The sequence below is a fragment of the Methylobacterium indicum genome (assembly GCF_001043895.1).
Lineage (GTDB): Bacteria > Pseudomonadota > Alphaproteobacteria > Rhizobiales > Beijerinckiaceae > Methylobacterium > Methylobacterium indicum.
On record NZ_JTHF01000419.1, the window covers coordinates 1 to 3,449 of the forward strand.

At 71.9% G+C, this 3,449-nt stretch carries 3 protein-coding genes; all 3 read right to left on the reverse strand.

All coding sequences use genetic code 11. The features are described from left to right. Positions 1-1,433, reverse strand: a 1,433-nt coding sequence (locus tag QR78_RS30975) for an ATP-binding cassette domain-containing protein (RefSeq protein ID WP_048431479.1), incomplete at its 3' end; no start/stop codon positions are given. Continuing rightward, complete coding sequence (locus QR78_RS30980) at positions 1,430-2,326, reverse strand: ABC transporter permease (RefSeq protein WP_048431480.1); 897 nt, start codon at positions 2,324-2,326, stop codon at positions 1,430-1,432. The genes QR78_RS30975 and QR78_RS30980, both read right to left, overlap by 4 nt. Further along, positions 2,323-3,336: an ABC transporter permease gene (locus tag QR78_RS30985; protein ID WP_048431481.1), complete on the reverse strand. Its 1,014-nt coding sequence runs from the start codon at positions 3,334-3,336 to the stop codon at positions 2,323-2,325. The genes QR78_RS30980 and QR78_RS30985 overlap by 4 nt, the downstream gene beginning before the upstream one ends. Between the last annotated feature and the right edge of the window lie 113 nt (positions 3,337-3,449).

The following is a 3,449-nucleotide window of genomic DNA, read 5'->3' on the forward strand; positions in this document are numbered from 1 at the left end:
ACGTCGAGGGCCGCGGTCGGCTCGTCGAGGATGACGAGGTCCGGGGCGGGGGCGATGGCCCGGGCGATGCCGACCCGCGCCTTCTGGCCGCCGGAGAGCTGGTGCGGGAAACGGTCGAGCAGCTCGACCGGCAGGCCGACGAGCCGGGCCAGTTCCTCGCACCGCGCCCGGATCGCAGCGGCGCCGGTCACGGTGCGAAAGCGCAGGAGCGGGTCGGCGATGGCGCGCGCCGCGGTCCAGCGCGGGTTGAGCGAGTCGGTCGGGTCCTGGAAGACCATCTGGATCTTCGGCCGTAAGGGATGCGTGGCGAAGTGCGCCGCCGGCACCCGGCCGATCTCCTCGCCGGAAAACACGATCGAGCCCTCGGTCGGGTCGAGGAGGCGCATCACCATCGTCGAGGTGGTGGACTTGCCGCAGCCCGATTCGCCGACGAGGCCGACGCTCTCGCCGCGGGCGACCGTGAAGTTCAGGGAATCGACCGCCCGGAACGGCGCCTCCGCGGCCTTGCGCGACAGCAGGGGCTTGGGCTTCGGATAGGCCTTCACCAGCCCGGAGACCGCCAGCAGCGGCGCCCCCGCGGCCTCTGCATGCACCACAGGTGCGGCCGGCGCGCCCTCGGGCAGGAGGTCGCGCAAGGCGACGCCCGGGCGCGGCGTCGCCTGCATCAGCTTGCGGGTATAGGCGTGGGCGGGCGCCCGGAAGATCGTCGCGGCGGGCGCGGTCTCGACGACCCGGCCCTGCTCCATCACCACGATCCGGTCGCAATAGGTCGCGGCCAGCCCGAGATCGTGGGTGATGAGCACGGTGGCCATGCCGCGCTCCCGGGTCAGGTCGGTGACAAGGTCCATCACCGCCTTCTGGGTCGTCACGTCGAGGCCGGTGGTCGGCTCGTCGGCGATGAGGAGCTGCGGCCGGCAGGCGAGGGCGAGCGCGATCACCACCCGCTGGCACATGCCGCCGGACAATTCGAACGGGTAGGCGTGGTAGCGCTCGGCCGCCCGGGCGATCTTCACCTGTTCAAGTGCCGCGATGGCTTTCGCCTTGGCATCGCCCGAGCCGGCCTCGGCGTGCTGGCGCAGCACGTCCTCGATCTGGTGGCCGACCTTGCGGATCGGGTTGAGCGCGGCGCGGGGATTCTGGAAGATCATCGAGATCTCCCGCCCGCGCAGGTCGCGCATCTGGCGCTCGGTCGCAGACCGCAGGTCGATGCCCGAGAAGCCGACCTCGCCGCCGGCGATGCGCCCGGCCCGGTCGAGGATCCGCATCACCGCGTAGGAGGTGACCGACTTGCCCGAGCCGGATTCACCGACGATGCCGACGGTCTCACCCTTGGCGACCGAGACGTCGACCTGGCGCACCGCCTGGACCGGCCCGCGGCGGGTGGCGAACTCGACCGTGAGGTCGCGGATGGCAAGCAGCGGGAGCGCGGTCATGTCCGCCTCTGGGGGTCGACGATGTCGCGAAGGCCGTCGCCGATGAGGTTGAAGCAGAACACCGCGAGCATCAGGGCGAGGCCCGGAAAGAGCGCGATCCACCACTCGCCCGAGACGATGAAGCCGGCGCCCTCCGCCACCATGATCCCCCATTCCGGGGTCGGCGGGCGCACGCCGAGCCCGATGAAGGACAGGCCCGCCGCGTTCAGGATCGCGTAGCCCATGGTGAGCGACATCTGCACCATCATCAGCGGCAGGATGTTGGGCAGGATCGCGGTCAGCACGATGCGCAGGTCGGTGTTGCCGGTAAGCCGCGCCGCCATGACGAAGCCGGCATTGCGCCGCTGCGCGGCCTCGGCCCGGGCCAGCCGCGCGTAGAGCGGGAAGTTGATGATGGCGGTGGCGAGCACGATGTTGCCGACCGTGTTGCCGAGCGCCGCCACGATCCCCATGGCGAGGACGAAGAGCGGGAAGGCCATGATGGTGTCGGCGAGCCGCCCGACGATCCGGTCGGTCCAGCCGCCGAAGAACCCGGCCATGATCCCGGCAAGCCCGCCTGCGACGAAGACGAGCGCCACCGAGAAGACCGCGATGGCGAGGTCGAGCCGGGCGGCCACCACCACCCGCGAGAGGATGTCGCGCCCGAGCTGGTCGGTGCCGAAGGGGTGCGCCAGCGACGGGGCCTGGAGCGCCGAGCCTGTGTCGGAGGCGAGCGGATCGTAGGGCACCAGCGACGGCCCGAGCACCGCGCAGGCGACGAGGCCGAGGAGCAGCGCGACGGCAAAGCCCGTGACCGGGTTGCCGGCGACGACGGTGCCGGCATGCGCCAGCGTCGCCGAGACTCCGCTGCGGGGACGGGCGGGGGTGAGGGCGGGCGAGCCGGTGGCGCTCATGCGGCCCCCCGGACGCGCGGGTCGATCAGCCCGTAGGCGAGGTCGATCATCAGGTTCAGCACCGTGTAGAGCAGCGCCATCGCCAGGACGAAGCCCTGGACCGGCGCGAAGTCGGAGGCGATCAGCGCCTCGACCGCGTAGGAGCCGACGCCCGGCCAGGCAAAGACCTTCTCGACCAGCACGTTGGCGCCGAGCAGGAAGGAGAAGACCATGCCCAACGTCGTCACCACCGGCAGCAGGGCGTTGCGGAGCGCATAGGTGACGACGACCCGGCGGCGCGACAGGCCGGCGGCCCGGGCTGTGCGGACGAAATCGGCGGCGAGCACCGCCAGCATCGCCGCCCGGGTGATGCGGGCGATGGGAGCGAGCGCGAAGATCGCCAGCGTCAGGGCCGGCAGGGCGATCTGACCGAGCGCCGCCCGGAAGGTCTCGGCATCGCCGGCCGCGAGGCTGTCGATGAGGAAGAACCCGCTGCGCGTCGGCGGCGGCGAGGCGAAGGCGTCGAGGCGACCCAGCGGCGCGGGCGCCCAGCCGAGGACGAAGTAGAAGACGTAGACCAGGAGGAGGCCGGTGAAGAACACCGGCAGCGACACACCCGCCGTCGCCACCACCCGGCAGGCATGATCGACGAGCGAGCCCTGTTTGAGCGCCGCCGCGACGCCGAGCGGGATCGCCACGAGCAGCGAGAGGACGAGGCCGACCAGGGTCAGCTCGGCCGACGCCGGCAGCCGGCTGCCGAGATCCGTCGTCACCGGCTGGCCGGTGGTGAGCGAGCGCCCGAGATCGCCCCGGGCGAGGTCGGCGACGTAGCGGGCGAACTGCTCGGGCAGCGGCCGGTCGAGGCCGAGCTCGGTGCGGATCTGCGCGATGGCCTGGGGCGTGGCGGCGGGGCCGGCGAAATAGGCCGCGGTGTCGCCGGGCAGGACCCGGGTGAGCAGGAACGACACCACGACGACTCCGGCGAGCGCTGGCAGCGTGGTCAAGAGGCGGTCGAGGAGCGTGCGCAGCATCATGTGGCCCTCCTGGGTGTGGGGTCGCGGGTCTTTGACTGGCCGGTCCGGTCTGGTTGCTTTCCGCAAGACGTTCCGCGGAAAGACGAGGCGCGGGGTTTCTCCTCTCCCCG